The organism is Collinsella sp. LCP19S3_B7 (assembly GCF_052121795.1).
Classification (GTDB): Bacteria; Actinomycetota; Coriobacteriia; order Coriobacteriales; family Coriobacteriaceae; genus Collinsella.
On sequence record NZ_JBQKDO010000052.1, the window covers coordinates 1 to 341 of the forward strand.

Genomic DNA, 341 nt, shown 5'->3' on the forward strand with positions numbered 1-341 from the left:
GGGACTGCGGACAAAAAGTTGGACCGTTGAGGTCCGGAACGGAGTCCGCATGGCATACAGTAGGAGAATGGTGGAGAGGGCCAGGGCGCTTCGCGGCGCCGGGCTCACCGTCATGGAGATAACCGAGATACTCGGCGGGCCCGGCAAGACGTCCGTCTGGCGCTGGATCAGGGACGTGCGCAAGCCCGCGGGAAGGGCCGGTGGAGGAATGGACCTGCCGCGACTCGTCGGGGACGGCCCCGACTACCCCGACATCGACCCGGAGGACAAGGACGCCCTGATCGAGCGGCTCAGGCTCGAGAACGCGGTGCTGAGGGCGGTGCAGGACGTTTTAAAAGCCG

The 341-nt window shown here is 66.3% G+C and carries 1 protein-coding gene; it reads left to right on the forward strand.

The annotated features are described in order from the left end of the window. Positions 1 to 49 precede the first annotated feature (49 nt). On the forward strand, positions 50 to 341 hold a 292-nt coding region (locus tag ACTQW0_RS08545; protein ID WP_441567794.1), incomplete at its 3' end, for a hypothetical protein.